Genomic DNA, 23,549 nt, shown 5'->3' on the forward strand with positions numbered 1-23,549 from the left:
GAGTTCTCCTCGAGGAGGGTGACGGAGAGGGGTGTGCCGCCCCGCGCCCCTGGTACCGGGGGCGGGGCGGCGGATGCTGCGGAAGGCAGGGGTCAGTTGCGCCAGGTGTCGTTCAGCGTGACCTTGCCCGAGGCGGGGACGGTGGCGGTGCGGTTGGCGCCGCTCTCCCAGGTGACGTTGCCCGAGGCGTTCTTGCGGAGGTACTTGTACTCGAACGAGGTGCCCGCGGGCAGGCTCACGTCGAGTTTCCAGACCGGGTAGGCCGCCGGGTCCAGCTTGAGCGCGCTGCCGGTGTTCCAGTTGCCGAGTGCGGACTGGTTGCCGGTGACGTAGATGTTCTCGCCGACGACGGTGGTGGCGTTGACGTTGAAGGACGCGCCGGAGGCGGGTGCGGGGTTGCCGCCGCCGCTGCAGCTCGTGGCGCCGACGTGCAGGGCGAGTGCGGTGTCGGCGCCGAGGGTGGCCGTGAACTGGCCGGAGCCGTTCACCGTCACCGGGTTGCCGCTCTGCACGTCGCAGTACGTGCCGGCCGGCAGCGAGGTCTGGAACGTACGGCTGAGCGACGAGCTCTCGTGGTTGATGGCGACGTACGCCTTGGCGCCGCGTCCGAAGGCGATCCGGTCCCCGCCGTTGTCCCACCAGTTCGTGACGGCCTGACCGCGCGCCACGTTCCGGAAGGCGACCATCGAGGAGATCTCGCGCCAGGCGTGCTGGCATTTCCAGCCGTCGCTGTAACAGGCGTTCACACTGCCGCCGTTCGGCGGTCCCGCGTCCTTGTCGGACCACTCGTAGCCGGAGTGGACGTCGGGCGAACCGTACGGCCAGGCCAGCATGAAGACGTTCGCCAGCGTGTAGTTGGCGCCGTCCTTGTAGTTGAGGGTGTCGCCGCCGCGCTCGGTGTCGTGGTTGTCGACGAAGACCGCCGACCTGCCGGAGGACATGTAGCCCCAGCCCTCGCCGAAGTTCTTCAGGTAGGCGAGGTTCTCACTGTTGAAGACGCGCTTGAGGTCGCGGGCGTAGCGGAACTCCTGGACGTCGCCGTTGCCCAGGTACTCGCTCGGGGAGACGGCCTCGCCGTCGCCGTGGATGGCTTCCTGCTTCCAGTACACGCCCGTGTCGGTGAGCTTCGCCTTGATGGCGGCGAGGTCGGCGGCGGGCATGTGCTTCGCGGCGTCGATGCGGAAGCCGTCGACGCCGAGGGTGAGCAGGTCGTTCATATAGCCGGCGATCTTGGTGCGGACGTACTCCTCGCCGGTGTCGAGGTCGGCGAGCCCCACCAGCTCGCAGTTCTGGACGTTGGCCCGGTCCTGGTAGTTGGTGATCTGGGCGGTGCAGTCGTCCAGGTCCGGCGACGAGTACAGGCCGGGGTAGCCGTACTTGGTGTACGAGGAGCCGCCGGTTCCCGTCCCGGAGCCTGCGGCCATGTGGTTGATGACCGTGTCGACGACGACCTTGACGCCTGCCGCGTGGCAGGTGCCGACCATGTTCTGGAAGGCGGTGCGGTCGCCGAGCCTGCCCGCGATCCGGTAGCTGACGGGCTGGTACGAGGTCCACCACTGCGAGCCCTGGATGTGCTCCTGGGGCGGCGAGACCTGGACGAAGCCGTAACCGGCGGGGCCGAGCTGGTCGGTGCAGGCCTTGGCGACGGAGGCGAACTTCCACTCGAACATCACGGCGGTGACGTCCTTGTCGCCGGGCGGCGTGGCCTGGGCCGGGGCGGGCGCCGTGACGGCCACAGCGGCTCCCGCCACGGTGGCGAGTGCAGCGGCCACGGTTCTGCGGGCCATGATTCCTCCTGCTCTGGGGAGGTGCGGATGCGAGGGGGGAAGCCTCGTACGACAACGCGCCATGTCCGCAAGGCCTTTGACGATTCTTGCTGCAAGAAGTCTGAAACTGATTGCGGTCGTGACCGTACGGTTCTGTCGCGCGCAGGTCAACCCTTTGGGCAGACTCCGGTGACAAGCGGGGAACATGGCCGTTTCGTGACCGCAAACTCTTTCGCAAGTCATTGCAGGGGTGTTACGTTCAGCTCGACTCCGGTCCGGCCGACCGGGGGACCCGGCAACGCCGGGCCCTACGCGCCCGGCCGGCCGGGCCGGTCACAGGTCGCCGGAACGCGGCCCAGCCGGGAGCCCGGGGCCAGTTCACACCCCGCCGCCCTCAACAGGGCAGGCCCCGGGCATCCTTCCGGTCAGCCGCGCCGACCGTGCGGCTGGCCCGTGGAACCGCGGACGACCAGCTCGGGCTGGAAGACGAACTCCGTGCGATGCACCGGGTTTCCCTCGATCTCCTCGATCAGCGCGTTCACCGCGGCCGTCGCCATCGCCTTGACCGGCTGGCGCACCGTGGTGAGCGGCGGATCGGTGAAGGCGATGAGCGGCGAGTCGTCGAACCCGACCACGGACACGTCCCCCGGCACTTCGAGTCCCCGCGAGCGCACGGCTCGTATCGCACCCAGCGCCATCATGTCGCTGGCACACACGATCGCGGTGCAGCCCTGGTCCATGAGCAGGCCGGCCGCCGCCTGCCCGCCCTCGACGGAGAACAGCGTCCGCTGGATGAGGGTTCCGGCCTCGTCCGGCGGCATGCCGAGCACCGCGTGCAGGGCTTCCACGAACCCCTCGGCCTTGCGCCGGGACGGCACATACCGGGTCGGCCCGATGGCGAGACCGATGCGCTGGTGCCCCAGCTCGGCGAGATGGGTGACGGCCATGCGCGCGGCCGACCTGTCGTCGGGCGACACGAAGGGCGCGTCGATCGCTTCGTTGAAGCCGTTGATCAGGACGAACGGGACGCCCCGGGAGGACAGTGCGACGTACCGCGACGCGTCGGCCGAGGTGTCGGCGTGCAGCCCGGAGAGGAACACGATGCCTGTGACACCGCGCTCCTCGAGCTGCTCGACCAGTTCGTCCTCGGTGGCACCGCCCGGCATCTGGGTGCACAGGACCGGCGTATAGCCGTGGCCCGCCAGCACCTGCTCGATGACCTGCGCGAACGCCGGAAAGATCGGGTTGGTGAGCTCGGGAATGACCAGACCCACCAGCCCGGCGCTGCGGCGCTTCAGGCGCACCGGCCGCTCGTAGCCGAGCACGTCGAGCGCGGCCAGCACCCGCTGCCTGGTCGGGGACGCCACGCCGGCTTTGCCATTGAGCACCCGGCTGACGGTCGCCTCGCTGACAGCGGCCTGGGCCGCGATGTCCGAAAGCCGCGGGGTGCCGTTGTCGGCACCCCGCGGCAGCGGAACGGTCACACCGCCCACCACACCGTGGTGTCCGCGGGCAGCTCCGTCCGGTCGCCGTCCACGACGACTGCGGAGCTGGCCAGCAGCGGCCGCCCGTAGGCGGGCAGGGTGACCGGCCTGCCGGTGGTGTTGACGGTGCACACGAAGCCCTCGCGGCGGAAGGCGAGCACACCCTCGGGGGCCTCCAGCCAGGCCACGGCGTCGCCCTCGCCGAGCCCCGGCTGCTCGCGGCGCACGGCGAGTGCGCTGCGGTACAGCTCCAGGGTCGAGTCCGGGTCGCCGGTCTGGGCCTCGACGCTGAGCCCGCCCCAGGTGTCCGGCTGCGGCAGCCAGCTGCCACCGCTGCCGAACCCGTACGAGGATCCCTCGACGGTCCACGGGATCGGCACCCGGCAGCCGTCGCGGAAGCCGTCCTGGCCGGCCGCGCGGAAGAACGACGGGTCCTGGCGCACCTCGTCGGGCAGGTCCGTGACGTCCGGCAGGCCGAGCTCCTCGCCCTGGTAGAGATACGCGGAGCCGGGCAGCGCCAGCATCAGCAGGGTGGCCGCACGGGCCCGGCGCAGACCGAGTTCACGGTCGCCGGCGTCGCGGATCTGGGTGCCCAGACCGGGCGGGTTGGCGAACCGGGTCGCGTGCCGGGTGACGTCGTGGTTGGACAGCACCCAGGTGGCGGGAGCGCCGACCGGGCGCATCGCGGCGAGCGAGAGGTCGATGACCGAGCGCAGCTCGGCGGCGTCCCAGGCGGTGCCCAGGTACTGGAAGTTGAAGGCCTGGTGCAGCTCGTCGGGGCGTACGTAGTTCGCGGTGCGCTCCACGGTCGGCGTCCACGCCTCGGCGACGGCGATCCGGTCCCCCGGGTACTCGTCGAGGATCTTGCGCCAGGCGCGGTAGATCTCGTGCACGCCGTCCTGGTCGAAGAACGGCATGACGTTGTTCCCGAGCAGCTTCAGCTGGTCGCCGCCTCCGATGTCGGGCAGTCCTTCGGCCTTCACCAGGCCATGGGCGACATCGACACGGAAGCCGTCGACGCCCATGTCCAGCCAGAAGCGCAGGATCGAGCGGAACTCGTCTGCGACGGCCGGGTGGTCCCAGTTGAAGTCGGGCTGCTCGGGCGCGAACAGGTGCAGGTACCAGTCGCCGGGGGTGCCGTCCGGGTTCTGGGTACGGGTCCAGGCGGGGCCGCCGAAGATGGACTCCCAGTCGTTGGGCGGGAGCTCGCCGTCCGCGCCCTTGCCGGGGCGGAAGTGGTAGCGGTCGCGCAGCGCGGAGCCGGGGCCCTCGGTGAGTGCGCGCTTGAACCACTCGTGCTGGTCGGAGGAGTGGTTCGGGACCAGGTCTACGATGATGCGCAGGCCCAGTTCATGGGCGTCGCGGATCAGTGCGTCCGCGTCGAGAAGGGTGCCGAACATCGGGTCGATGGCACGGTAGTCGGCGACGTCGTAACCCGCGTCGGCCTGCGGGGAGGCATAGAAGGGGCTGAGCCACACGGCGTCGACGCCAAGGCCCTTCAGGTAGGGCAGCCGGCTGCGCACACCGTCGAGATCGCCCATGCCGTCGCCGTTCCCGTCGGCGAAGCTGCGCGGATAGACCTGGTAGATCACCGCGTCGCGCCACCAGCCCGGACGGGTGCTGTCGAGTGTGTGCGTGGGGGCAGCGAGGTGCTGGGTCATGTCTTCCCTGAGTACGAGATGGCGGACGGGAACGGTGGGGGTGCGCGTCAGGACTTCGCCGCACCGGCGGTGAGGCCGGTGACCAGGTGACGCTGGACGAGATAGAAGACCAGCGAGGCGGGCAGGGCGATGAGCACCGCGGTCGCGGCCATCAGGTCCCACTGGGTGTCGTACTGGCTGACGAAGGTGGTGAGGCCGATGGACAGGGTGTACTTGCCCTCGCTGAGCATGAACACCGATGCGTAGGCGACCTCGCCCCAGGCGGTGAGGAAGGTGTAGAAGGCGGCCACCGCCAGACCTGGGCGGGCGAGCGGCAGGATCAGCCGGTAGAAGGTGCCGAACGGGGTGAGCCCGTCGACCCGGCCCGCCTCGTCGATCTCGTGCGGGATGGTGTCGAAGTAGCCCTTGAGCAGCCAGGCCGAGTAGGGGACGGCCGTGGTGCAGTACACGAGGATGAGCGCGCCGTAGGTGTCCAGCAGCCCGAGGTCGGCCACGATCTTGTAGAGCGGGACCAGCAGGATGGCGACCGGGAACATCTGGGTGACCAGGAAGGTCCACATCAGCTGGCGGTGGCCGGGGAAGCGCATCCGGGAGACGGCGTAGCCGGCGCTGGCGGCGATGAACACGCCCAGCAGGCAGGTGCCGAGGGCCACGATCAGCGAGTTCACGAACCACTGGAGGAACTCGGTGTCGCCCAGGACGGCCGAGTAGTTCTCGAGGCTGACCTTGCCGGCGATCTGATCGGGGTGGAGGAAGTCCGTCTTGTCCGGGCCGAGCGAGATCCAGGCGATCCAGCCCACCGGGAAGAAGGCGATGAAGCTCGCCACGAGCAGGGTGGCGTGGATCGCGAGCGAGGCGCCGAAGCTGCGCCGTCCGCGCGGGCGGGAGCGGCCGCGCCCCGCGGGACGTGAGGTCTTCGTCGCAGGTGCCGCCGCGGGACGTTCGGTCGTGATGCTCATGTCGGAGGCGTCCTTTCGTGTGTCAGGCGGCGGTCTGCTCGTTGCGGGCGAGCCAGCGCCGGTAGAAGGAGGCGAAGACGATGAGCATCGACAGGATGATCACGCCGTAGGCGGCCGATCCGGCGTAGTCGCGCGGATCCTGGCCGAAGCCGAGCCGGTACGCCCAGGTGACGAGGATCTGTGCCTCGGGTGCACCGGTCGCGCCGAACAGCAGGAAGATGACCACGAACTGGTTGAACGTCCAGATGACGCCGAGCAGGATCACGGTGGAGCTGACCGAGCGCAGGCCCGGCAGCGTGACATGGCGGAATCGCTGCCACGGGGTCGTGCCGTCCATCTCGGCGGCCTCGTACAGATCGGTGTTGATCGACTGCAGTCCGCCGAGCAGCGAGACCATCATGAAGGGCACACCGACCCAGACATTGACCATGATCGCGGAGGTGCGCTGCCAGAAGACGTCGCTGAGCCAGCCGGGCTGGGGCAGGTGGAGCCAGCCGAGTGCGGTGTTCAGGATTCCGCCCTCGTCGGCGAGTATCAGCCGCCAGGAGAAGACGGTGACGAAGGTGGGCACGGCCCACGGCAGGATCAGCACGAGACGGTAGAACGTGCGGCCGCGCAGCTTGCGGTTGAGCAGCATCGCGAGCCCGAGCCCGATGCCGTAGTGGAACGCGACACAGACGATCGTCCACACGATCGTCCAGGTGAAGTGGGGCCAGAACTGGCCGTCGGAGCCCGAGAGGATCTCCGTGTAGTTGTCCGCACCGACGAACGAGAACGAGTCCGGGATCTTGTTGACGCCGATCGTCCGGCCCACGTTGAGGCTGTCGGCGTCGGTCATCGACAGATAGACGCCGCGGATGAGCGGATACAGCACCAGGATGCCCAGGACGATGACGACCGGCGCCACCATGGCCCAGGCGTACCAGTGCTTCTCGTAGGAGAGCTTCATACGGGCGAAGAGCCCGGGGCGCGGGGCGTCACCACGCCCGCCCTTGGGGGCAGCACCCTCTACGGCGACGGTCATCTTCGGCACCTTCTCGGCAGATCTCGTCGGTGGTCGGTGGTCGGTGGGGATACGGCTGCACGGCCGGCCCGCCCCGGGTCAGGCGGGGCGGGCCGGCCGTGAGGTCAGGAGTAGTCCTTCAGCAGCTTCTTGTAGGCCGCCGCAGCGTCGTCAAGACCCTTCTGCACGCCGACCTTGCCCTGGAGGACCTTGGTCACGTGGGTCTCGAAGTCGGTGTACAGGGAGCTGTAGCTCGGGTCCGAGCCACGGGCCTTGCCACCCTCGGCGAGGACCGTCTGCATGTCGGCGAAGCCGGGCAGCGCCTTGACCTCGGCGGTGTACGCGGAGGTGCGGGTCGGCAGCGTGCTGTTCTTCAGCGCGATCTTCGCCTGGGTCTCACCGGAGGTCATGAAGCCGACGAACTTCTGCGCGGCCTTCTGGTGCGCGGCGTCGGAGCCGGCGTAGACGGACAGGTTGTGGCCGCCGATCGGGGCGCCCTTGCCGGCGGAGCCGCCCGGGACGGTGGCGAGGCCCAGGTTCGCGGCGTCCTTGAACGCAGCGCCCTTGTAGATGTTGGTGAGCTCCCAGGGACCCTGGACGATCATCGCGACCTTGCCGGTCGTGAAGGCGTCCTGCATGTGGGCGTAGGAGTCGGCGGAGACGTCGAGCTTGGCGACACCCGGGGCCTTCAGCAGGCTCTTGCTGGTCTCGATGGCCTTGACGGCCTCGGGCGAGTTGACCGTGATCTTCTTGCCCTCGGAGTCGATCAGGTCGGTGCCCTCGCCGTACAGGAACGGCATCTGGTAGTAGCCGGCCTTGTTCATCCAGAAGCCGTCCGCGTCGGTCTTCGCGGCGACGGCCTTGGAGACCTTCTTCAGCTCGTCCCAGGTGGTGGGGGCCTTGTCGAAGCCGGCCTTCTTCAGGAGCTCCTTGTTCCACATCAGCGCGAGCGAGTCGGTGACGATCGGCGCACCGTAGGTCTTGCCCTCGTACTGGGCCTGCTTGAGCAGGGCCGGGGTGATGTCCTCGGAGTTCTTCAGCGCGTCGGTGCCGTCCAGCGGCGCCAGGAACTGCGACTTCGCCCAGTTGGCCGTCCAGCCGACGTCGGCGCGGATCACGTCGGGCGCGCCCTTGCTGCCGGCCGCGGTCTGGAACTTGTTCTGGGCCTGGTCGAACGGGACGTTGACGTACGTGACCTTGATGTCCTTGTTCGCCTTCTCGAACTCGGAGATCAGGGCCTTGTAGTTGGGTGCCTCGTTCGTGGCATTGGAGGTGTCCCACCAAGTGATGGTGACGGGGCCGGCTGTGCCCTTGGAACCGCTGTCGCCGTCGCCGCCGCAAGCCGTGACCGCAAGCGCGAGGGTCGCGGTCAGCGCGGTGGCCGCTATGCCACGTCGCATGTGTACTCCTTCAACGAGGGGACCGCTCCATCGCGGCGCCGAGTCGTCGAGGAACGTAACAGGGCTGAAAACTATCCGAAAGACCTTGCGGCAATTTTCTGCAAGGTCGATTGATCGTTACATCCGTGTGTCCGGAGAGTTGCCGATGAATCGCTTGACACCTGCGCCTTCCCCAGACTGCGTCGCCCTCCGCACCCCCCGCAAGCCTTCCGCAAGAGTTTGCAAGCCTGTTACGTTCGTGTCCTGGCCGTCCGAAAGGGGTCGATTCATGCCGCGCACACCATCCACGCTGCTGAGGCCGCCGATGCCGCGGCAAGGGGCAGATTTCCGCACTCGGTGGGCAAGCTGACATGCGACAGGTACAGTCCACTCCCATGACCGCGCGGCTCTCCGACATCGCAGCCCAGGCGGGGGTCAGTGAAGCCACGGTGAGCCGCGTACTCAACGGCAAGCCCGGGGTGGCCGCGGGCACCCGCGAATCCGTCCTTGCCGCGCTCGACGTCCTCGGTTACGAGCGGCCCGTCCGCCTGCGCCGCCGCAGCGCCGGTCTGATCGGCCTGATAACGCCGGAGCTGGACAACCCGATCTTCCCCGCCTTCGCCCAGGTGATCGGTCAGGCACTGACACGCCAGGGCTACACGCCGGTGCTCGCCACCCAGACGCCCGGCGGATCGACCGAGGACGAGCTCACCGAGATGCTGGTGGACCGCGGTGTCTCCGGGATCCTCTTCGTCTCCGGTCTGCACGCCGACACCACCGCGGACATGCAGCGCTACGACCAGCTGCGCGGCCAGGGCGTCCCCTTTGTTCTTGTCAACGGATTCTCCGAGCACGTCCAGGCTCCTTTCGTCTCGCCCGACGACCGGGCGGCGATGCAGCTGGCCGTCACGCATCTGGTCTCGCTCGGCCACACCCGGATCGGTCTGGCACTCGGCCCCCGGCGGTTCGTGCCGGTGCTCCGCAAGATCGAGGGCTTCCAGCTCGCCATGAAGGAGAAGCTGGGACTCGCTCCGGAGGAGTCCGTGGCGCTGATCCAGCACTCGCTGTACTCCCTGGAGGGCGGTCAGGCCGCCGCGACCGCGCTGATCGCCCGGGGTTGCACGGCGATCGTGTGCGCCAGCGACATGATGGCGCTGGGCGCGATCCGGGCCGCCCGGCAGCAGGGGCTGAACGTCCCCAAGGACATCTCGGTGGTCGGCTTCGACGACTCGCCCCTCATAGCGTTCACCGATCCCCCGCTGACCACCATCCGCCAGCCGGTGCAGGCGATGGGACAGGCGGCGGTGCGTGCGCTGCTCGAGGAGATCGGCGGTACGCCGGCCCCGCACAGCGAGTTCGTCTTCATGCCGGAGCTCGTGGTGCGCGGATCGACCGCCTCCGGCGCCAGGCGCGCAGCCGTCGCGGAGCGAGGCGTCTGACGTGAGCGATCCGGGCTACGACATGCTGGTGGTCGGCGGCGCCGGAGTGGACACGATCGTCCGGGTCGAGGCGCTTCACCTGCCGCCGGGCGACTCGGTGTTCGTACCGCCGGTGCACGACTACGTGGGCCACACCGGGAACGGTGTCGCGCTGGGCTGCCATGCGCTGGGCCTGACCACCAAGTTCATCGACTTCCTCGGCGACGATCCGCAGGGCCGGACGGTGCTGGCCGCGTACGCCGCCGGCGGCCTCGACTTCAGCCATGTCGTCTCGCCGCACGGCACCCCGCGCGGAGTCAATCTCGTCGACCGCGAAGGCCGCCGTTTCTCGTTCTACGACGGCCGCCACCCGGCCGATCTACGGCTGCCGCGCGACTTCTACCTCCCGTACCTGGAACGCGCCCGCCACGTCCATCTCTCGATCGTCGGCCACAACCGGGACATGTATGAGGACATCCACCGGCTCGGCGTGACCAGCTCCACCGATCTGCACGACTGGGACGGCCGCAATCCGCACCACCGCACCTACGCCCTGGCGTCCGACTACGTCTTCCTGAGCGCCGCCGCGATCCACGACCGGCTCGACGAGGTGCTGCACGCGATCCTCGACGAGGGCCGGGCACGGCTGGTGGTGGCCACCGACGGAGCCGACGGCTGCCATGTGCTGGTGCGCGGCGAGCGGCAGGTGCGCCACTTCCCCGCGGTGCGCCCCGAGCGCCCCGTGGTCGACACCAACGGCGCGGGGGACGCCTTCGTCACCGCCTTCCTGCACACGCTGTTCCAGGGGCGTGAGATCGAGGAGTGCGTGCTGGCCGGTTCCGTCTCCGGGGCTTTCGCCTGCGGCTCGGTGGGCACGCACACCGAGTTCATCGACCGGCCGGGCCTGCGCGCCGCCTGCGAGCGGGTCTAGGCCCTTCGGTCGGCGTCGGGTTTGGACGAGGATCGCGGTGAGTCCCCTCCAGGCTTCCGCGACATCAGTTCCGGCAGCGCGGACAGGGCCTGGAGCCCCTTCAGGAATCCGGCCCGGTCGGCGGCCGACAGCTGGGTGGGGCGAGCCGGGAGTCGTCGTCCGGGACGGCACGCGACAACCACACCCGCCCGGAGTGCGGGGCGTAGGCCCGGGTGACGGTCTGGACGGTGCGGTTGCCCGCGGCGGTCCCGGGCCTCGGCCGGAGGGTGACACAGCCGCTGGTGTCAGCCGGCTTTCCGCAGCACCGTGGTGGAGCGCCAGGTGGCGCCCGCCTCGCAATATCCCGGTTCAACTCCCTAGCTCGGTCTGGGACATGGGGACGACCAGCACCACCAACCCGTACACAACGGCCGATACGTGTACACCCCTTGAAGAATCCAGCACTAGTGTCCTGAGTCCTTGATCCGTCGGCAGTATGCGGCGAGGGCTTCGAGGATCTGGTCAGCAGTCTTGGTCCAGACGTAGGGACGGGGGTTGTTGTTCCAGTCTGCGACCCAGGCGCGGATGTCGCGTTCCAGTGCCTGGACAGAGCGGTGGACGCCCCGGCGGAGCTTCTTGGCCGTCAGTTCGGCGAACCACCGCTCCACCATGTTCAGCCAGGACGAGCCGGTTGGTGTGAAGTGCAGCTGGAAGCGGGGGTGGGCCAGCAGCCACTTCTTGATCGCCTCGGTCTTGTGGGTGGCGTAGTTGTCGCAGATCAGATGTACGTCCAGGCCGGCGGGGACCTCGCGGTCGAGTTTGGCGAGGAACTTCTTGAACTCGGCGGCGCGGTGGCGGCGGTGGAGCGAGCCGATGACCCTCCCGCTGGCCATGTCCAGGGCCGCGAAGAGGGTGGTGGTGCCCGAGCGCAGGTAGTCATGGCTGGCGCGCTCGGGCACTCCGGGCATCATCGGCAGCACCGGCTGGGACCGGTCCAGGGCCCTGAATCTGCGACTTCTCATCCACGCATAACACCAGGGCCCGCTCGGGTGGGTCGAGGTAGAGGCCGACCACGTCGTGGACCTTGTCCACGAAGAACGGGTCGGTGGACAGCTTGAACGTCTCAGCCCGGTGCGGCTGCAGGCCGAATGCCCGCCAGACCCGGGAGACCGTCGACTGCGACAAGCCGACCCGCTCGGCCATCGACCGGGTCGACCAGTGCGTGGCGTTCTTCGGCTTGGTCTCCAAGGTGGCTCTCACCAGCTCGGCGACCTGTTCGTCGGTGACCGTGCGGACCCGGCCCGGCCGGGGCGCGTCTCCGAGCCCGTCCAGTCGGTCCTTGACAAACCGGGCCCGCCACTTGGAGACCGTCTCGGTCGTGACCCCCACCGCACCGGCCACCGCGCTTGCCGACCGGGGCAGCCCATCCGGCTCCACCTCCGCGCACGCCAACACAATCCGCGCTCTCAACGCCAGAGCCTGTGGAGTCGATTGACCCCGCACCCACGAGCCGAGCACCTGCCGCTCGTGATCCGACAACACCAACTCGGCCAGCTTCGGCCCAGGACGTCCCATGCACTGAAAAACGACGGATCAAGGACTCAGGACCGTGGCGAGCCGCATGTCACCGCACTACCGGGCGCTGTCCCCCGGCGTGATGAGGGTGGACGCGGTGTCCTTGTCGTTCTGCTTGTGCGGGTCCTTGTCGTCGCCGTAGACCGTGGCGGTGTTCTCCACGGTGGTGGGCTCCAGGACGGAGGCCGCGGTGCCGGTCACCTCGATCTCGACCTTGTCGCCCTTCTCCAGCGGACCACCCGTGCAGGAGAGGAGGCCGTCGGCGATCTCGCACCCTTCGGTCGAGGTGGAGGGCGACTGGAGCTCCGCCGGGAGGTCGTCGGTCAGGGACCAGCCGGAGGAGTCGCCCGTGCCCTTACCCCTGTGCTTGTCCTTGTCCTTGTCCTTGCCCTTCTCCCTCTCGTCCTTGCTCACGTTCTTCACCGTGATGCGGTAGGTGATCCCGCCGCCCGACGTGACTTCCCTGGGGGCTCGCTTGTGCACCGCGAGGTCGGCCTTGGAGTCGAGGAAGCAGGAGGTGGCGTCGAGGTTCACCAGCTCCTGGTCAGGGACCTGGTCCTGCGTCGACAGGATGGTGAACTCGGGGTCGGCGGAGGTCGCGTTCTTCACGTGCACCCGGAAGAGCTCTCCGTTTGAATTCCGGAAGAATCCGAGATCGCCGTTGCCGTAGACGAAGACGCCGCCGAAGTCCGAACCGCCCGGAAGGACACCGGGGAAGAAGTCGATGTCCCCGTTGGAGACGCGGATGCGCGCGATGGCGCCGTCGTCGGTCGAGCCCCACAGGAATCCGTCGCGGAACGCGATGTCGAAGATGTCGAGTTCCGGGTCCGACAGCTCCGGAACGTCGATGGAGCCCGTGACCGAGCGGGACTTTACGTCTACCTTGTAGATCGTCGGCGTATCGTCCGCCAGGATGTAGTAGTTGCCCTTGTCGTCGAACGTGCCCGAGATGTAGAGGGCTTCCGGCAGGCCGGAAATGGGACCGAGGTTGGTGAAGTCGCCATTGCGGTCGAAGCGGACCAGGTCGTTGTTCGCGTTGCCGAACGTGGTCCCGTAGAGGAAGCGGTCGCGCGGGTTCACGCCGATGGCGTTGTAGAGGAACGGCGGCGGGCTGCCCAGCGCCGTGAACTGGTACGTTCCGGCCCCTCTGTCGGCGGTGTAGAGCTGGTCCGCGAGGTTGCCGAACGAGGCGTAGACCTTCCCGTCGCAGTCAACGCCCTTCTCCTTGTGCGGCTGCTGCGCGACAGCCGGCGCGGGGGCCGGGGCGGCACCGGCTGGTGACGCCAGCAGGCCGGCAGCGAGTCCTGCGACGATTCCCACCGCACTCAGTGCGGAAAGGGCGCGCAGTCGCCGCTTTCCGTGGTTCGGCCCGTTCGTTCCTCGACGAATCACGAACATGCACCTTTCACGATCAAGGCGGATGTGACGGACAAGGATCAGCACAGGGAATGTCGGGTCGAATATCGCGGCTCGGGCTTTGAGGAGGAGTTCGCTCCAATGCACCAGGGAAAGGCCCGGGTGTTTTTCGGATCATCGGAACGTCCGCCTGGCCGCGTCACCGGCCGGCGGACCGGCCTGTTTGAATGGGTCCGGTGAACGTGATCGAGATCGTGGTGGTCGTCCTCGGCGCCGCGGGAGCCGGGTGGCTCCTGCGGCGCAAGCACCTCGCGCGGGTGGCCGCCGGGCCCGTGGCCGGGATCCCCGGCATGGCGCGCCGGCCCGCAGGTGAGGGGCGCTGGCGGGCGGGCCGGCTGTACGCGGACCAGGGCGAGGGCGCGGCCCGCTGGGTCCCGGCGCGGGGCGAGCCCCTGCCGCTGCCGGGCGGCCGCGCCACCGGCGTGCGGGCCCCGTCCGTGAAGGAGGGGATCTCCATCAACCCCGGGTCGCGGATCGTCGCGTGCGCGTACGAGGGCGGCGGGAGCATGGAGATCGCCGTCATGCCGATGGACCTGCGGGAGCTGCTCGTGGCGCTCCCGCAGGAAGAGACGGCCTAGTGTCCCGAGTCTTAGGAGCACCACATATCTAGGCTTTGGGGTTCGGCAGGCGGTTCAGGTAGGCGGCGAGGCGTTCGAAGATCTCGTCGGCGGATTTGGTCCAGGTGAACGGCTTGGGGTCTTCGTTCCAGTGGGCGATCCAGTCGCGGATGTCCTTCTCCAGCGCTTGTACGTTCTTGTGGACGCCGCGCCGTATCTGCTTGTCCGTCAACAGCCCGAACCAGCGCTCTACTTGATTGCTTGCCAGGACGAACTGGTGGGCGTGAAGTGCATGTGGAAGCGCGGGTGCGCGAGCAGCCATTTCTGGATGGCGGGGGTCTTGTGGGTGGCGTAGTTGTCGCAGATCAGGTGGACGTCGAGCTCGGCGGGGACCTCCTTGTCGAGCTTGGCGAGGAACTTCTTGAACTCGGCGGCGCGGTGGCGGCGGTGCGGGGAGCCGATGACCTCGCCGGTGGCGGTGTTGAGCGCCGCGAACAAGGTGGTGACGCCTCCGCGCAGGTAGTCGTGGGTGCGGCGTTCGGGCATGCCGGGCATCATCGGCAGCACCGGGGCCGAGCGGTCCAGCGCCTGGATTTGCGATTTCTCGTCGACGCAGAGCACGATGGCGCGCTCGGGCGGATCGAGGTATAGGCCCACAACATCGCGGACCTTCTCGACGAACTGTGGGTCCTTGCTCAGCTTGAAAGTGTCGACCTGGTGCGGCTTGAGGCCGAAGGTGCGCCAGATCCGTGAGACCGTCGACTGGCTCAGCCCGCTCTGCTTCGCCATCTCGCGCGTGGACCAGTGCGTGGCGCCCTTCGGCGTCGCCTCCAGGGTCCGCACGATCACGTCCTCGACCTGCTCGTCGGTCACCGTGCGCGCCGGGCCCGGCCGCTTCTCGTCGGCCAGGCCCTCCAGTCGGTTGGCCGCGAACCGCTTCCGCCATGCGGCCACCGTGGTCGGGTGGATCCCGAGGTCCGCGCCCACCGCAGTGTTCGACAACCCGTCAGCGCACGCGAGGACGATCCGGCAGCGCAAGGCCAGAGCCTGCGCTGACGTCGCCCGCCGTGACCAGCGTAGCAACGTCTCACGCTCGTCATCCGTCAGGACCACTTCGACCGTCGGCCGACCCATGCGCGCCATGAGCCAAGCATACTTCTACAGCTTTCCTAAGACTCGGGACACTAGGTCCTGTCCGGGCGGTAGATGGTGTGCATACGGGCCGGGTCGCCGAGCACATCGACCACGAACAGCCCCAGGTCGGAGCGCTCGCCCTCCAGGAAGGGCAGCATGGGGTCCTCGGCCGCGTCGGCGGCGGAGTCGGGTGCCGCGTACCCGAGGGTCGTGCCGCCGACGGTCAGCACGCGGCGGCCGCCCTCCCGCATGTAGTGGACCTCGAGTTCGCCGTCGGCGACGAAGTCCTGCTTTCCCAGGCGCAGCCGCAGGACTCCCCGCTCCCGGTAGAGCACCACCAGCACCCCGGCCGGCTCACCGTAGACACCGGCCCCGTCCGCCGTGTCGCCGCGCTGCCGCGGGCCGAGTTCGCCGGTCTTCGGGTCGAACAGGGCCCACTCCGCCGGGCGGTCGAACGACCTGACGGTGATCATTGCCTTGGTTACCCCCATGCCCGCAACCCTACTTTCCAGTACGCAAGGGCAGTTGACGACGCGCGGCGTCCCTGCGGCCGCTCCTCGACAAGCCGGAGCGCGCCACCTGATAATGGGAGCGCTCCCGACTCCCCCGAGCGCGTCGTTGCGGAGAGAATCGGCAGGACGGCACCATCCCTCAACGGAGGTCACGCATGGCAGCACGGGGGCGCCCGAGCCAGCCCACGCTCGAGCAGGTGGCCGCACTGGCCGGCGTCGGGCGAGGCACCGTGTCACGGGTGATCAACAAGTCGCCGGGGGTGCGGGACTCCACGCGCCACGCCGTCGAGCAGGCCATCGCCGAGCTGGGCTACGTACCCAACCATGCCGCCCGCGCGCTTGCCGGCAGCCGTACCGACGCGGTGGCGCTGGTGGTCCCCGAGACCGAGAAGCGCTTCTTCACCGAGCCGTACTTCTCCGAGATCATCCATGGTGTCGGCATCGGGCTCGCCGACACCGAACTACAGCTCCTGCTGACCTTGGTGCGGTCGGAGCGGGAGCGCACCCGGTTCCTGCAGTACGCCAGGGCAAGGCGCATCGACGGCGTACTGCTGGTCTCGGTGCACCGCAGCGACCCGCTGCCCGACCTGCTCTCCGAGATGGACATGCCGACCGTCCTCAACGGCCGCCGCCGCGGCGACGAGACGGTCTCCTACGTCGACTCCGACAACGCGGGCGGCGCGCGGCTCGCGGTGCGGCACCTGTCCGCGATCGGGCGCCGCAAGATCGTCACGATCACCGGCCCCGGCGACATGTACGTGGCCCGGTGCCGGCTGCGCGGCTACGAGGAGGAGGTGCGCACCTCCTGCCCGGACTTCGACCCCTCGTGGGCCGCCGGCGGCGACTTCACCGAGGAGAGCGGCCGCCACGCCATGACGGAACTCCTGCGCCGCCACGGTGACCTGGACGCGGTCTTCGCGGCCTCCGACGTGATGGCCGCGGGCGCGCTGCACGCGCTGCGCGCGGCGGGACGCCGGGTGCCGGACGATGTGGCGGTCATCGGGTTCGACGACTCACCACTCGCCCAGCACACCGATCCCCAGCTCACGACGGTCCGTCAGCCGGTCGAGGAGATGGGCCGGACGATGGCGGGTGTCCTGATCGAGCAGATGGCCGACCCGGGGGCGGCGTGGCGCAATGTGGTGCTGCGGACGGAACTGATCCGGCGCGGTACGGCGTGAACCATGGAGTGATCGAGGGCAGTTGACGCCCCGTTGAATCCGCTGGGACCGGGAGCGCTCCCAGCCTCGCGGGGCGCTGGGCAGGGGGTGCCTCTGCCCCGGGGCGAGTGACGCGCCGGGGGCGCGCGGGCGCCGGGCCCTCCCCTCCCGCGGGTGCCGGCGCCTGCGACTGCCCCGGGGCGAGTGCTCACGGCGGGCGCCTCCGCGATGATGCCGACCCGCGTCCGTGGTCCCCTGGACCGGGGGACCACGGGCCCACAGGCCAGGACCCGGAGCGCCGCACGCGGTCCCCACGCGGCTCCCGTACGCCGCAGCCGGCGAGTGCTCCGTCGGCCCGCCGGTCACGCCTGCGGCCTGGTCGTCGCCGTCCCCGCAGGCCGACGCCCACGCGCGCCACGGACTCTCCGACTCCGCCTGCTCGCGCCGCAGTTCAGGGCCCCGGGTCGCAATGACCTGGGCCCGTGACGCGCGCACCCGCTCCGGCCGGCAGCCGACGAGCGGGTCATGCCCCCGCCGCGTCCACCTCCGTGCGCACCCTGCGTGCCGCCGCGACCAGGTTCTCCAGCGACTGCCTGGTCTCCGGCCAGCCGCGGGTCTTCAGGCCGCAGTCCGGGTTCACCCACAACCGCTCGGCCGGGATCGCCAGGAGGCCCTTGTGCAGGAGGTCGGCTGCCTCGTCCACACCGGGGACGCGCGGGGAGTGGATGTCGTACACGCCGGGGCCGACCTCGCGGGGGTATCCCGCCGTGGCCAGTTCGCCGGCGACCTGCATATGGGAACGGGCTGCCTCCAGGCTGATGACGTCGGCGTCGAGGTCGTCGATGGCCCGGAGGATGTCGCCGAACTCGGCGTAGCACATGTGGGTGTGGATCTGGGTCCCAGGACGCACGCCACTGGTGGTCAGGCGGAACGCCTCCGTCGCCCACGCCAGGTACGCGGCGCGGCCGGAGCTGCGCAGCGGCAGGGTCTCGCGCAGGGCGGGCTCGTCCACCTGGATCACCGATGTACCGGCCTCCTCGAGATCGTTCACCTCGTCCCTCAGAGCCAGCGCGACCTGGCGGGCGGTCTCACCGAGCGGCTGGTCGTCGCGGACGAAGGACCAGGCGAGCATCGTGACCGGGCCGGTGAGCATGCCCTTGACCGGGCGGTCGGTGAGCGACTGGGCGTAGCGCGTCCAGCGCAGGGTCATCGGCTCGGGGCGGGAGATGTCACCGGCGAGGATCGGCGGGCGGACGTAGCGGGTGCCGTACGACTGGACCCAGCCGTGCCGGGTGGCGAGGTAGCCGGTGAGCTGCTCGGCGAAGTACTGGACCATGTCGTTGCGTTCGGGCTCGCCGTGCACCAGGACGTCGATGCCGGCCTTCTCCTGGAAGGCGATCACCTCGCGGACCTCCGCCTCGATGCGCCCCTCGTACGCATCCTGCCCGATCCGGCCGGCCCGCAACTCCGCCCGTGCGGCGCGCAGCTCGCCGGTCTGCGGGAAGGAGCCGATGGTGGTCGTCGGCAACAGCGGCAGACCGAGGTGGGTGCGCTGCGCCACGGCCCGCTCCGGGTACGGCTGCGGGCGGCGGGCGTCCGTGCCGGTGACCGCGGCCGTTCGGGCCCGTACGGCGGGGTCGTGGGTGAGTGCCGAGGCGGCGCGGGAAGCCAAGGCGGCACGGTTGGCGGCGAGTTCCGCGGCAATGGCGTCCGTGCCCCGAGCGAGCCCGCGGGCAAGGATGACGGTCTCGGTGGTCTTCTGGCGGGCGAAGGCGAGCCAGCGGGCGATTTGCGGGTCGATGTCCCGTTCCGTGGTGACGTCGAGCGGCACGTGCAGCAGAGAGCAGGAGGCGGAGACGTCGACCCGGTCGGCGAGAGCGAGCAGGGTGCCGAGTGTGGCCAGTGACTTCTCGAAGTCGTTGATCCAGATGTTGCGTCCGTCGACGACGCCCGCGACCAGCCGCTTGCCGGGCAGCCCGCCGACCGCCGCGAGGTCTTCGAGGTTGCCCGCGGCGGGCCCCGTGAAGTCCATGGCCAGCCCGTCGACGGGTGCCTTCGCGAGGACGGGAAGGGCCTCGCCCAGCCGGTCGAAGTACGAGGCGACGAGCAGCTTCGGCCGCTCCATGAGCGCGCCCAGATCGCGGTAGGCGCGGGCGGCCGCGTTCAGCTCGGCCGGGGTGCGGTCCTGCACGAGAGCGGGCTCGTCGAGCTGCACCCACTCCGCGCCGGCTGCGCACAGTTCGGCGAGCACCTGTGCGTACACGGGCAGCAGCCGGTCAAGCAGCGTGAGAGGTTCGAAGTCGGGAGCGACTCCCGGCGCGGGCTTGGCCAGCAGCAGATACGTCACGGGCCCGAGGAGCACGGGCCGGGCGATCAGGCCCAGGGCGCGTGCCTCGGTGAACTCGCCGACCTGCTTGCCGGCGTCGGCGCGGAAGACGGTGTACGGCCCGAGTTCGGGAACGAGGTAGTGGTAGTTGGTGTCGAACCACTTGGTCATCTCGAGCGGCAGCACGTCCTGGGCGCCGCGGGCCATGGCGAAGTACCCGTCCAGCGCGTCCTGTTGGACGGCAGCGCGATGGCGGACCGGGATCGCGCCGACCATCACACTGGTGTCCAGGACATGGTCGTAGTACGAGAAGTCGCCGGTCGGGACCTCGTGGAGGCCGGCGTCGGCGAGCTGCTGCAAGTTGGCGCCGCGCAGCCGGGCGGCGGTGCGGTGCAGGTCCTGCGCCGAGACCCGGCCCTTCCAATAGCCTTCGACGGCCTTCTTGAGCTCCCGGTTCGGGCCCTGCCGGGGGTGGCCGTACACGGTGGATGTCACGGAACTGATCACGGAACTGGTCACGGAACTCTCCTTCGCGAGTCGTGGGACGACCCCGGGCCCCATAAGGGCGCGCGAAGGAACGGGGCAGCCGTGCCACCCGTACCGCCGACCCGCCCACGAGGTCACCGAGATCTCCGTGCACGTCGTCGCACACGGGCAGTGGCAGGTCTTCGGACTCATGGGCGCGCCTCATGTCGGGCGAGGCACCTACTGGCCGTCGCTTCCCGGACCCGTACGACGGATCCAGTGCGTATGACGGCGTTCGTTCCCACATACCGCTGCGGGGCAGTCCCGGATTCCCACCGGGTTCCCTCTTGCGACGCTCCTGCCTGGAGGACAGGGGCGAACCAGCTGCGCGGCAAGCCTACGCCAGGGGGACGCACCGCGTGGGCGGAGCGGCCCGTCTCCTGCTCGGCACCCGCTCCACAGCGGCCGCGGCAACGACCAGGTCCCTCAGCGGCGGGGGTGAACCCGCGACGAGGGCCGACGCGAAACGGCGTGACCCCGCTCGGGGACGCCTTGAGTCCCCGGGCCTGCGGATACGTATTGCCGGGATGTGGCGGTGCGGGGCGGCGAGGACGTGGATGATGGGCGCGGCATGACCGCGACCACCCACTCCTGTGCACCCTCCGTGAGCCGCTGCCCCGCCGACGGCGGACAGGCCGAGCGGTGGCTGCGGGCTGGGCTCTTCGCGGTGATCAGTACGGTGCTGGCCGCGGTGGGCCATCATCTGGGATCGAAGGACCCCGTGCTGTGGCCGCGGCTGCTGGGGGCGGGTGTCCTGGTGTTCCTCGCCGCCCTGCCGGGTGCAGGGCGTGCCCGTCGGCCGGCCCCGGTGCTGGCGGCGACGCTCGCCGCACAACTGGTGCTGCACCGCGGTCTGTCCGTGAGTTCCGGGGCGAGTGCAGCGCCGGAGCACCGGGCCCATGGTGCTGCGGGCCAGGAGTACGCGACCCACCACAGCGTCTCGCTGATGCTCGTGGCGCATGTCGTGGCGGCCGTGTCCGTCGCCGTGCTGATGCAGCGCGCCGACCGGCGGCTGTCCGAACTGCCGCATGCCGCGGGGCGATGGGTCGAGGCCGCCGCCGCCGCACTGGCCGCCGCGGCGGGGCGGCTGTCGCTGTGGCCTGCCGACCGGACGGGCCGGCCTGCCGTGCCGATGCCCGCCGCCCGTCGCCCTGTCCCGCTCCGGGCGCGGCTTGTTCATGTCGTGGTGCGCAGGGGGCCACCGGGGGCGGGGTGTTCCATCGCCGTCCCCCTCGTCACGCGCCGATCAGCGCCGCATCCGAAAGAGCCCGCACACATGAACACATCACGCATCTCCCGTTCCGTCCGCCGCCTCGGGCTGGTCACCGCCGCCGCGATGGTCACCGTCGTCGCCGGGGCGACGACCGCGGCCGCGCACGCCGAAGTGACCGCCTCCGACGCCCGTGCGCTCGCCGAGAACGTCACCCTGACCTTCACCTCCGAGGCCGAGTCGGACACCGCCGGCATCAAGGAGCTGCGGATCGTCCTGCCCGAAGGCATCGCACCGGACGCGGTCACACTCAAGGACGCCCCGAAGGGATGGAAGCTGACACCCACTTCGGAGGGTTACACGGTGGGCGGCACCACGCTCCGGACCGGTACGGACGCCGAGTACAGCGTCGTCGTACGGCAGTTGCCGGATGCGACGTCCCTGGCGTTCAAGACCGTCGAGACATACGGCGACGGGGAGGTCGCGCGGTGGATCGAGGTGCCGGGCGACGGTGAGCAGGTGGAGAATCCGGCACCGCTGCTGAAGCTGGAGCCGGCCGCGCGCGGCGCGAAGCCGATCGCGCCGAGCCCGAGCACAAGCCCGGCCACGGACGGCAAGCCGTCCTCGGACGGGAGCGCGCCCGCGAAGTCTCCTGCGTCATCCGCGTCGCAGCCGGCGAAGGCCGGCAAGGAGAGCGACAGCGGCACCACGGGTGTCATCCTCGGCGTGATCGCTGCCGTGGCCGTCCTGGGCGCGGGCGGCGCGCTGTGGTTCAAGCGCCGTAACAGCGCCTCGGCGTAGGGTCCGGCACGCGCGGGCCGCGAGCGTGCTGCCGCTCACGGTCCGCCGTGTGATCGCGGCCGCTGGGTGATCTCCCCGTGCCGCGCGGACGCCCGCGCGGCACGGGGCCCGCCTTGTCCGACGAGGCCCTGATCCCCTTGGCCGAACAGCCCGCCGGATCAGCCGGTCAGATCAGCCCTTGCGCGAGCATCGCGTCGGCGACCCGCTCGAACCCCGCGATATTGGCCCCGGTCACATAGTCCCCGGGCACCCCGTAGTGCTCCGCCGTCTCGTGGCAGATGCGGTGGATGTCGCCCATGATCCCGGTCAGTTCGGCCTCGACGCGCTCGGGGGTCCAGGAGTCCCTGGCGGCGTTCTGGCGCATCTCCAGAGCGCTGACGGCGACGCCGCCGGCGTTGGCGGCCTTGCCCGGGCCGAACGCCACCCCCGCGTCCTGCAGCGTGCGCACCGCTTCCGGGGTCGTCGGCATGTTCGCGCCCTCGGCGACGGCTTTGACCCCGTTGCGCACAAGGGCGAGCGCGTCCCGCTCGTGGAGTTCGTTCTGGGTCGCCGACGGGAACGCGAGGTCCGCGGCCACGTCCCATACACGGCCGCCGCGCACGTACTGGGCGGAGGCGCCACGGCGTTGCGCGTACTCGCTGATGCGTGCGCGCTCGACTTCCTTGACCTGCTTGAGCAGTTCGAGGTCGATGCCCTTCTCGTCCACGACATAGCCCTCGGAGTCGGAGCACGTCAGCGGGTGGGCGCCGCGGCGGCCGAGCATCTCGATGGTGTAGATGGCGACATTGCCGGAGCCGGAGACCACGGCCGTCTGGCCCTGGAGGTCCTCGCCGCGGCCTCGGAGCATCTCGGCGGCGAACAGCACACTGCCGTAGCCGGTGGCCTGGGTGCGGATCGCCGAGCCGCCCCATGCCTGGCCCTTGCCGGTGAGGACACCCGCCTCCCAGCGGTTGGTGATGCGACGGTACTGGCCGAAGAGATAGCCGATCTCGCGGCCGCCGACGCCGATGTCACCGGCGGGGACATCGGTGTGCTCGCCGATGTGCCGGTGCAGCTCGGTCATGAACGACTGGCAGAAGCGCATGACTTCGGCGTCCGACCGGCCGCGGGGATCGAAGTCGCTGCCGCCCTTGCCGCCTCCGATACCCAGTCCGGTGAGGGCGTTCTTGAAGATCTGCTCGAAGCCGAGAAACTTCACGACCCCCAGATTCACCGATGGGTGGAAGCGCAGGCCGCCCTTGTACGGGCCGAGCGCGCTGTTGAACTCGACCCTGAATCCCCGGTTGACGTGCACGTCACCGCGATCGTCCTGCCAGGGCACCCGGAAGATGATCTGCCGCTCTGGTTCGCAGATCCGCTCGATGAGCCCTGGCTGCGCGTACTCGGGACGCGCCGCGAACACCGGTGCCAGGCTCTCCAGCACTTCCCGTGCTGCCTGATGGAATTCCGGCTCCGCGGGGTTGCGCCGCTCGAGATCCGCGCGCAGCGAAGCCAGTCGGTCGGTCGAGGATGACAGTGTCACAGATTGTCCCTTCCTGCCCAGACGGCGGGTGACGGCCGGGCCGCACGGACGGCGGTCCCGGTGTCGGTGCCGGCGATCAGTACGGCCGGGCCGCCGGTGCCGTTCAGTCCGAAGGCCGTGTCCAGTCGCCGCATCGCGGCCATCTTGTCGTCTGCCTCTGAGGCCGCGTCGGACCATGGTGGCATCCGGAGCGTCGGTGGCATGACGGACATCCGGGACTCCCGGCGCACA

General features: G+C 69.7%; 16 protein-coding genes, 2 pseudogenes and 1 riboswitch. Of the genes and pseudogenes, 5 read left to right on the forward strand and 13 right to left on the reverse strand.

Annotated features, from left to right (window positions below):
- Positions 1-92: 92 nt before the first annotated feature.
- The 6 genes from OHS70_RS08105 to OHS70_RS08130 form a co-directional block, all read right to left on the reverse strand.
- Positions 93-1,787, reverse strand: coding sequence for a carbohydrate-binding module family 20 domain-containing protein (locus OHS70_RS08105; protein ID WP_328395161.1), 1,695 nt, complete (start codon positions 1,785-1,787; stop codon positions 93-95).
- Positions 1,788-2,191: 404 nt separating this feature from the next.
- Positions 2,192-3,259, reverse strand: coding sequence for a LacI family DNA-binding transcriptional regulator (locus OHS70_RS08110; RefSeq protein WP_328395163.1), 1,068 nt, complete (start codon positions 3,257-3,259; stop codon positions 2,192-2,194).
- The gene (locus OHS70_RS08115; RefSeq protein WP_328395165.1) at positions 3,247-4,911 is read right to left on the reverse strand and encodes a glycoside hydrolase family 13 protein; all 1,665 of its coding nucleotides are present in this window, start codon (positions 4,909-4,911) and stop codon (positions 3,247-3,249) included. The genes OHS70_RS08110 and OHS70_RS08115 overlap by 13 nt, the downstream gene beginning before the upstream one ends.
- A gap of 47 nt (positions 4,912-4,958) precedes the next feature.
- Positions 4,959-5,870, reverse strand: coding sequence for a sugar ABC transporter permease (locus OHS70_RS08120; protein ID WP_328395167.1), 912 nt, complete (start codon positions 5,868-5,870; stop codon positions 4,959-4,961).
- 22 nt (positions 5,871-5,892) lie between these two features.
- Positions 5,893-6,894: a carbohydrate ABC transporter permease gene (locus tag OHS70_RS08125; RefSeq protein WP_328395169.1), complete on the reverse strand. Its 1,002-nt coding sequence runs from the start codon at positions 6,892-6,894 to the stop codon at positions 5,893-5,895.
- A 104-nt stretch (positions 6,895-6,998) separates the two neighbouring features.
- Positions 6,999-8,273, reverse strand: a complete 1,275-nt coding sequence (locus tag OHS70_RS08130) for an extracellular solute-binding protein (RefSeq protein WP_328395171.1) — start codon at positions 8,271-8,273, stop codon at positions 6,999-7,001.
- Positions 8,274-8,647: 374 nt separating this feature from the next.
- Here OHS70_RS08130 and OHS70_RS08135 point away from each other — a divergent pair, with 374 nt between their 5' ends.
- Together OHS70_RS08135 and OHS70_RS08140 are read left to right on the forward strand one after the other, a co-directional pair.
- Positions 8,648-9,691, forward strand: a complete 1,044-nt coding sequence (locus OHS70_RS08135; RefSeq protein WP_328395173.1) for a LacI family DNA-binding transcriptional regulator — start codon at positions 8,648-8,650, stop codon at positions 9,689-9,691.
- A 22-nt stretch (positions 9,692-9,713) separates the two neighbouring features.
- The gene (locus OHS70_RS08140; protein ID WP_328405486.1) at positions 9,714-10,601 is read left to right on the forward strand and encodes a carbohydrate kinase family protein; all 888 of its coding nucleotides are present in this window, start codon (positions 9,714-9,716) and stop codon (positions 10,599-10,601) included.
- Between the two features lie 443 nt (positions 10,602-11,044).
- Here the strand turns inward: OHS70_RS08140 and OHS70_RS08145 are convergent.
- Both OHS70_RS08145 and OHS70_RS08150 read right to left on the reverse strand, forming a co-directional pair.
- Positions 11,045-12,155, reverse strand: a pseudogene (locus tag OHS70_RS08145) (IS630 family transposase).
- Between the two features lie 57 nt (positions 12,156-12,212).
- The gene (locus tag OHS70_RS08150) at positions 12,213-13,547 is read right to left on the reverse strand and encodes a DUF11 domain-containing protein (RefSeq protein WP_328395175.1); all 1,335 of its coding nucleotides are present in this window, start codon (positions 13,545-13,547) and stop codon (positions 12,213-12,215) included.
- A gap of 200 nt (positions 13,548-13,747) precedes the next feature.
- Here OHS70_RS08150 and OHS70_RS08155 point away from each other — a divergent pair, with 200 nt between their 5' ends.
- Positions 13,748-14,149 carry a hypothetical protein gene (locus tag OHS70_RS08155; RefSeq protein WP_328395177.1) on the forward strand — a complete coding sequence of 134 codons (402 nt, stop codon included), beginning with the start codon at positions 13,748-13,750 and terminating at the stop codon, positions 14,147-14,149.
- A 28-nt stretch (positions 14,150-14,177) separates the two neighbouring features.
- On the opposite strand, the pseudogene OHS70_RS08160 reads toward OHS70_RS08155, so the two are convergent.
- A pseudogene (locus OHS70_RS08160) lies at positions 14,178-15,271 on the reverse strand (IS630 family transposase).
- Positions 15,272-15,312: 41 nt separating this feature from the next.
- Complete coding sequence (locus OHS70_RS08165) at positions 15,313-15,753, reverse strand: hypothetical protein (protein ID WP_328395179.1); 441 nt, start codon at positions 15,751-15,753, stop codon at positions 15,313-15,315.
- 176 nt (positions 15,754-15,929) lie between these two features.
- On the opposite strand from OHS70_RS08165, the gene OHS70_RS08170 reads away from it, so the two are divergent.
- Entirely contained in the window at positions 15,930-16,955 is a 1,026-nt protein-coding gene (locus tag OHS70_RS08170) for a LacI family DNA-binding transcriptional regulator (protein WP_328395181.1), read from the forward strand.
- A gap of 502 nt (positions 16,956-17,457) precedes the next feature.
- Here OHS70_RS08170 and metE read toward each other — a convergent pair.
- Positions 17,458-19,779: a 5-methyltetrahydropteroyltriglutamate--homocysteine S-methyltransferase gene (gene metE / locus OHS70_RS08175; protein ID WP_328395183.1), complete on the reverse strand. Its 2,322-nt coding sequence runs from the start codon at positions 19,777-19,779 to the stop codon at positions 17,458-17,460.
- A gap of 124 nt (positions 19,780-19,903) precedes the next feature.
- Positions 19,904-20,125, reverse strand: a riboswitch (cobalamin riboswitch).
- A 231-nt stretch (positions 20,126-20,356) separates the two neighbouring features.
- On the opposite strand from metE, the gene OHS70_RS08180 reads away from it, so the two are divergent.
- Positions 20,357-21,796, forward strand: a complete 1,440-nt coding sequence (locus tag OHS70_RS08180) for a DUF1775 domain-containing protein (RefSeq protein ID WP_328395185.1) — start codon at positions 20,357-20,359, stop codon at positions 21,794-21,796.
- 166 nt (positions 21,797-21,962) lie between these two features.
- On the opposite strand, the gene gdhA is transcribed toward OHS70_RS08180, so the two are convergent.
- Positions 21,963-23,318 carry an NADP-specific glutamate dehydrogenase gene (gdhA, locus tag OHS70_RS08185; protein WP_328395187.1) on the reverse strand — a complete coding sequence of 452 codons (1,356 nt, stop codon included), beginning with the start codon at positions 23,316-23,318 and terminating at the stop codon, positions 21,963-21,965.
- Entirely contained in the window at positions 23,315-23,530 is a 216-nt protein-coding gene (locus OHS70_RS08190) for a hypothetical protein (protein ID WP_328395189.1), read from the reverse strand. Before OHS70_RS08190 ends, gdhA begins: the two co-directional genes overlap by 4 nt.
- Between the last annotated feature and the right edge of the window lie 19 nt (positions 23,531-23,549).

This window comes from Streptomyces sp. NBC_00390 (assembly GCF_036057275.1).
In the GTDB taxonomy this organism is placed as follows: Bacteria; Actinomycetota; Actinomycetes; order Streptomycetales; family Streptomycetaceae; genus Streptomyces.

Coding starts and splice junctions, on each gene's coding strand:
- OHS70_RS08105 (WP_328395161.1), bottom strand. CDS start 1,787: ATGGCCCGCAGAACCGTGGCCGCTGCACTCGCCACCGTGGCGGGAGCC.
- OHS70_RS08115 (WP_328395165.1), bottom strand. CDS start 4,911: ATGACCCAGCACCTCGCTGCCCCCACGCACACACTCGACAGCACCCGT.
- OHS70_RS08120 (WP_328395167.1), bottom strand. CDS start 5,870: ATGAGCATCACGACCGAACGTCCCGCGGCGGCACCTGCGACGAAGACC.
- OHS70_RS08125 (WP_328395169.1), bottom strand. CDS start 6,894: ATGACCGTCGCCGTAGAGGGTGCTGCCCCCAAGGGCGGGCGTGGTGAC.
- OHS70_RS08130 (WP_328395171.1), bottom strand. CDS start 8,273: ATGCGACGTGGCATAGCGGCCACCGCGCTGACCGCGACCCTCGCGCTT.
- OHS70_RS08135 (WP_328395173.1), top strand. CDS start 8,648: ATGACCGCGCGGCTCTCCGACATCGCAGCCCAGGCGGGGGTCAGTGAA.
- OHS70_RS08140 (WP_328405486.1), top strand. CDS start 9,714: ATGCTGGTGGTCGGCGGCGCCGGAGTGGACACGATCGTCCGGGTCGAG.
- OHS70_RS08165 (WP_328395179.1), bottom strand. CDS start 15,753: ATGGGGGTAACCAAGGCAATGATCACCGTCAGGTCGTTCGACCGCCCG.
- OHS70_RS08170 (WP_328395181.1), top strand. CDS start 15,930: ATGGCAGCACGGGGGCGCCCGAGCCAGCCCACGCTCGAGCAGGTGGCC.
- OHS70_RS08180 (WP_328395185.1), top strand. CDS start 20,357: ATGACCGCGACCACCCACTCCTGTGCACCCTCCGTGAGCCGCTGCCCC.
- OHS70_RS08190 (WP_328395189.1), bottom strand. CDS start 23,530: ATGTCCGTCATGCCACCGACGCTCCGGATGCCACCATGGTCCGACGCG.